Source organism: Psychrobacter sp. AOP31-B2-9 (genome assembly GCF_052378005.1).
Lineage (GTDB): Bacteria > Pseudomonadota > Gammaproteobacteria > Pseudomonadales > Moraxellaceae > Psychrobacter.
Genome location: NZ_JBQSXG010000173.1, coordinates 1 through 5654 on the forward strand (window position 1 = coordinate 1; position 5654 = coordinate 5654).

Genomic DNA, 5654 nt, shown 5'->3' on the forward strand with positions numbered 1-5654 from the left:
ATTATCAGTGATAATCTGGCCTTTTTTTATCAAAATCGGTTAGATCCAGTCTCTAATATTTATCAGCTTCTGTAATGATAGCATCACCACCGCCTAAAGCTGGTGTAGTAGATAAAACTTTGCTGCGACGGAAATACTTAGAGTGACTGTCTATAATATCATTTACATTCTCTACTACATCGTCGATGACGTCATCGTAAATTCCATGATGTAGCTCAGTAGAAAAAGAAGTAAAAGGGTGCTTTCGAGCCGCAGCTCTGACGTCAGTGATTCCTGCCTTAGTATAGAAAATATTGACACTACCATCACTGTTTAGCACGCAGGTCAACTCCCCTTCCTCAACCGTCATCTCTATCAGCTCCGGCTTAAATATATAGTCATCTACATCGAGTAATTGTTTTTCTATGCCCTTCTTAAATAATGCTTTAACGTCCATTATAATTATGTCCTTATTATCTAATATTTTTTGATCTTGATGAACCAAAGACAGCTATACGCTGTGTTTGCTTATCGTATTAGAAGGACGGATGTTTGTTAAGGGGTAATGTGTAAAACTGCGTTTAATGTTGGTAAAACCCGATTTCACTGTTACTTAAACTTTATTGATTATAGCAAACGATGCATAAAAAATGAGCCACAGAATATGCGACTCATCTCCTCTAATATTCAGTAAAAGCCAACTCACACCTTAGATTAAATGTGCTTTCAATTCTAATACTTTGTCGCGCGTTTTCGCCGCATCCTCAAACTTCAAGTCACGCGACATCTGCTTCATCTGCTTCTCAAGGCGACTGATTTCTTTGGCCAGCAAATCAGGACTGCGTAAAATACTGATATCCACATCAGGCAGGTTACTCTTGATTGGAATTACCTGATTGTCATTAGCATTATTATCGTCACCGGTATCGATTTTATCCGTGATACTACGGCGCGCACCCTTCGGTGTAATATTATTTTCGATATTAAAGGCTATTTGCTTTTCACGGCGACGATCGGTCTCGTCTATCGCCTTTTGCATACTATTGGTGATGCGATCAGCATACAGAATGGCTTTACCATTTAAATGGCGCGCTGCTCGTCCAATAGTCTGAATAAGTGAACGCTCAGAACGCAAGAAACCTTCTTTATCAGCATCAAATATCGCTACCAGCGACACTTCAGGCATATCCAAACCTTCGCGCAGCAAGTTAATACCAACCAGCACATCATGCACGCCTGTACGTAACTCATGAATAATCTGCATACGCTCGACGGTATCAATATCTGAATGCAGATAGGCGACTTTGACATCGTACTCTTTTAAATAACTGGTCAAATCCTCTGACATGCGCTTGGTCAATGTAGTAATCAATACACGCTCATCTTTTTCACGGCGTTTGGTAATCTCTGATAACACGTCATCAACTTGCGTCAATACAGGACGTATCTCAATCTCAGGGTCAATTAAACCCGTTGGCCGTACGACCTGCTCAACGACTTGCTCGCTGTGCTCTAACTCATATAACGCTGGCGTGGCACTCACGTAGATAGTCTTGGGCTTGATGCGCTCCCATTCTTCAAATTTCATCGGACGATTATTCATCGCACTTGGTAAACGAAAGCCGTAGTTGACTAGGTTTTCTTTGCGTGATCTATCGCCCTTATACATCGCGCCAATTTGCGATACGGTCACGTGTGACTCATCAAGGAACAGTAATGCATCTTCTGGAATATAATCAAATAACGTCGGCGGCGCTTCCCCTGAAGGACGACCAGAGAGATGCTGCGAGTAGTTTTCGATGCCGTTACAGTAGCCGAGCTGCTGTATCATCTCAAGATCATATTGAGTACGTTCTTTGAGACGCTGCGCTTCAATCAGCTTGTTGTTTTCGCGGAAGTACTCCAATCGTGGCTCTAGCTCTTCGCGTATGGTATGACTGGCAGCTTCTAGCTTGTTACGCGGGGTTACATAGTGCGATTTTGGATAAATGGTAATACGCGGCACACTACGTACCGTCTTGCCCGTTAATGGATCAAACCAAGTAATCTTCTCTACTTCATCATCAAATAAATGCACACGAACTGCCAGTTGTTCAGACTCAGCAGGATAGATATCTAGCAACTCTCCGCGCAAGCGATACGTGCCACGTTCAAAATCCAATTCATTACGCATATATTGCATTTCAACCAGACGTTTAATCGTCGCCGTACGGTCTATTTTATCACCCACAACGACATGCAATAGCATTTTTAGATAACTTTCAGGATCACCCAAGCCATATATGCAAGATACTGACGCAACGATAATCGCATCACGACGCTCTAATAGAGCACGCGTGGCTGACAGACGCATCTGATCAATATGATCATTAATGGCACTGTCTTTTTCGATAAAGGTGTCACTTGCCGCAACATAAGCCTCAGGCTGATAGTAGTCATAATAACTGACGAAATATTCAACCGCATTATTAGGAAAAAACGATTTAAACTCGCCATATAACTGAGCCGCAAGTGTCTTGTTATGCGCCATGATAATGGTTGGACGCTGCGTCTCAGAGATAACCTTCGCCATGGTATAAGTTTTACCAGAACCGGTCACACCCAATAGCAACTGCTCATCCATATCGGAGTTGATACCATTGACCAGCTTTTTAATCGCTTGCGGCTGGTCACCTGCTGGCTCAAAATCAGTGACCATCTCAAAGGCACGACTTGATATTTGCGTCCCTGACGCATTGACACCACTAATTTCAGCTTCGCCTTGAAGCTGAGTGGCCAATTGATTTAACTGACGCGATGAGCGCGGTTCAGGCATTCGCATAATAGATTTCTTATTCTAGATGTTTATAACAATATGGGGTCTGAGGGTTGGTTTTTAAAGGACAAGCATGAGACTTGTCCTTTAGCTAAAATACTGTTAATTCGTATTAATTTAAAACTTAAGAATCAAATGATTTGCGATAAAAAAATCAACCACCACAAGGTTTAAGGTACGCTTTATAAGTTAACCCAGCATCTGTTTAATAGTTTTGCGGATAAAGGTAGCAATTAAGACGGTTAAGAAATATGATAATATTTTATGACAACTAAGGCTTTATAGCTCTATGCAACTTATTCTGTTTATTGGTATCCAAGGTGCTGGAAAATCCACCTTTTATCAGCGCCAGTTTTTTCACAGCCATTTGCGCTTAAACAAAGATATGCTCAATACCAATCACAGATTGCAGCGACTCTTTGAAGCTTGTCTTGCCACTAAAACTCAAGTAGTCATTGATAAGACCAACGCAACATCGGCAGAGCGTGCCGACTATATCCGCGCGGCAAAAGCAGCAAACTTTACCGTTATCGCCTATTACTTTGACTGTCCATTTAAAGACGCCTTAGTACGTAATAACAATCGTACAGGCAAAGCAAAAGTTCCTGAGGTTGGCGTCAAAGGTACGGCTAAGAAGATGCAACGCCCCTACTTTGAAGAAGGTTTTAATAAAATATTTACGGTAACTGTCGGCCATGATAGTTTTCGTATCACAGAAAATTTGGAAAACCCAGTTTACTAAGCCGTTTATTTACCGAGCACACTATTCATCAATTACTATTGAGAGATTTATGCGTTTTGAAGAGTTAGATACTCGCCTACGAGTGTACGAGACTGCTCATGACCTTTGTGTTATGCCAGAGATGTTTGTTGTTGTACGTTTAGATGGACGCGGCTTTACCAAAAAAACAAAAGAGACTTGGCAACTTGATGCTCCTTTTGACACTCGTTTTCATGAGTTAATGGTAGCCACTACAAAGCACCTAATGAGCTGCGGCTTCAATATCATTTATGGCTATACCCAGAGTGACGAGATATCATTATTACTTCATCCTACAGAAGACACATTTAAACGCAAAATTCGTAAAATTAATTCAGTACTGGCAGGTGAAGCCAGTGGCTTCTTCAGTGTTACTCATGGACAATTAGCAAGTTTTGACGCTAGAGTCTCACAACTACCCAATACATCATTAGTGCAACAGTACTTTCGATGGCGGCAAGAAGATGCTCATCGCAATAGTCTAAATGCTCACTGTTACTGGTTATTGCGTAAGCAAGGTATAGACGCCAATTCGGCGACAAAGCAAATGGCAGGTAAGGCGTTAAAAGACAAGCACGAACTCCTTTATCAGCACGGTATTAACTATAACGAACTCCCCAACTGGCAAAAACGTGGGACAGGTATATATTTTACAGAAGTCAATAAGACTGGCTTTAACCCTAAGAGCAACAGCTCAACCATTACGCAACGCCGTGTATTAATAGCAAATACAGATTTACCGCTTGGCGAAGAATATGATGCCTTTATCACAAAATTATTACCAACTGATTTGACGATACAATCTGTATAAATTAAGCACTTATTTTTACAAAGCTTTTCATGCTTAACAAACCTTTTACACGACCACTCAACAAAGCCTAACGCTTGAGGGTTCTAATAACCATTTAAGCTGCTATTATTTATAACGAATCAACAAGCACTGTCAGTTATAAATATCAGTGCTAACGCAGTACCATTATAGATAAACCAATAAGAAAAAGTGACACATCAAATTAAATTAAAATATAACGGAGTAAGTCATGAGAGAACGTTACGCAAGTGGAATATCAGACGAAACTGCCAGTGAAATGGTAAAACTACTAAATGCAAATTTGGCTAACGTTATTGATTTAACATTAGATGGCAAACAATGTCATTGGAACCTACAAGGCAAAGGTTTCATCGGCGTGCATCAATTGCTAGATGAAACATCAGAGCGTATCCTTGAAGTGTCAGATACTATCGCTGAACGCATCGTAATCCTAGGTGGTCAGCCAAACGGTTTGGCAAGCCGTGTCGTGAAAGAGTCAATCCTAGACGATTACCCAACCGATATTACCGAAGTTAATCAACATGTGCGTGAGTTAACTAGCCGCTATAAAAAAGTGGCCGAAACGCTACGAAAAGCCATTGCTACCGCTGGTGATGCAGGTGATGAAGACACCGCTGATCTATTTACAGAAGCCAGTCGCATTATCGATAAAGATGCATGGTTCATCGGTGCGAATGCTCCTAGTAAGTAACTTCAGTGAGTAGCTCTAATAAGCAACGAGCAGACAACTTACTGAACGTTTGAAACGTAAATTTAAAATATAAAAAGGTCGCCAAACGTGGCGACCTTTTTTATGCTTGTAGTTTTTGTGATTAACAATATTTTAGACAGATAAAACTATTTATTAAAAAAATCTAAGCTACTCTTCAAGTTTAAGGGCTTTAATATCTGCGACCATTCTCGGCGTAATATCTTGTACCTTTTCCATAGTAGACTCCATAACAATAGGCATTATTTGTGTCATATAGTCTTTCATCATATCAGGCTGTTTATCAATGATACTTTGGCCCGTTTTGCTACTATAAAAATCTATCTGCGCATCGACTTCTTCTTGATTAAAATGCTGCTTAGCAGTCTGGACATATACATCGACTATTTTTTGATTCATAGTGGTTCTATTACTATCATCTGTCATCTCTTTACTATATTTACTGACAATATCTTCTAAACGTTGGCGCTGATCCGTACTCAAATTATCAGTAGGCAGCGAAGATAACATGGACTGCATCACTTGATCTGTGGTGCTACTGTCACTAGACATGTCATTG

General features: G+C 40.6%; 6 protein-coding genes. 3 read left to right on the forward strand and 3 right to left on the reverse strand.

The window, feature by feature from the left end; translation table 11 throughout:
• Positions 1-52: 52 nt before the first annotated feature.
• Together ACT3SX_RS13590 and uvrB are read right to left on the reverse strand one after the other, a co-directional pair.
• A complete protein-coding gene (locus ACT3SX_RS13590; protein ID WP_225739323.1) occupies positions 53-436 on the reverse strand; it encodes a hypothetical protein in 384 nt (127 codons plus the stop codon).
• Between the two features lie 252 nt (positions 437-688).
• Entirely contained in the window at positions 689-2800 is a 2112-nt protein-coding gene (uvrB, locus tag ACT3SX_RS13595) for an excinuclease ABC subunit UvrB (protein ID WP_192520611.1), read from the reverse strand.
• Between the two features lie 283 nt (positions 2801-3083).
• Here uvrB and ACT3SX_RS13600 point away from each other — a divergent pair, with 283 nt between their 5' ends.
• The 3 genes from ACT3SX_RS13600 (at position 3084) to dps (ending at position 5077) form a co-directional block, all read left to right on the forward strand.
• A complete protein-coding gene (locus ACT3SX_RS13600) occupies positions 3084-3536 on the forward strand; it encodes an ATP-binding protein (RefSeq protein WP_192520612.1) in 453 nt (150 codons plus the stop codon).
• Between the two features lie 49 nt (positions 3537-3585).
• The gene (locus ACT3SX_RS13605) at positions 3586-4365 is read left to right on the forward strand and encodes a tRNA(His) guanylyltransferase Thg1 family protein (RefSeq protein ID WP_192520613.1); all 780 of its coding nucleotides are present in this window, start codon (positions 3586-3588) and stop codon (positions 4363-4365) included.
• A 229-nt stretch (positions 4366-4594) separates the two neighbouring features.
• The gene (gene dps / locus ACT3SX_RS13610) at positions 4595-5077 is read left to right on the forward strand and encodes a DNA starvation/stationary phase protection protein Dps (protein WP_192520614.1); all 483 of its coding nucleotides are present in this window, start codon (positions 4595-4597) and stop codon (positions 5075-5077) included.
• Positions 5078-5245: 168 nt separating this feature from the next.
• On the opposite strand, the gene ACT3SX_RS13615 is transcribed toward dps, so the two are convergent.
• Positions 5246-5654 (reverse strand): DUF2059 domain-containing protein (locus ACT3SX_RS13615; RefSeq protein ID WP_444761782.1); only part of this gene is annotated, 409 nt, incomplete at its 5' end.

Excerpts from the sequence above, each read along its gene's own strand:
- ACT3SX_RS13590 (WP_225739323.1), bottom strand. The coding sequence starts at position 436 with ATGGACGTTAAAGCATTATTTAAGAAGGGCATAGAAAAACAATTACTC.
- uvrB (WP_192520611.1), bottom strand. The coding sequence starts at position 2,800 with ATGCGAATGCCTGAACCGCGCTCATCGCGTCAGTTAAATCAATTGGCC.
- ACT3SX_RS13600 (WP_192520612.1), top strand. The coding sequence starts at position 3,084 with ATGCAACTTATTCTGTTTATTGGTATCCAAGGTGCTGGAAAATCCACC.
- ACT3SX_RS13605 (WP_192520613.1), top strand. The coding sequence starts at position 3,586 with ATGCGTTTTGAAGAGTTAGATACTCGCCTACGAGTGTACGAGACTGCT.
- dps (WP_192520614.1), top strand. The coding sequence starts at position 4,595 with ATGAGAGAACGTTACGCAAGTGGAATATCAGACGAAACTGCCAGTGAA.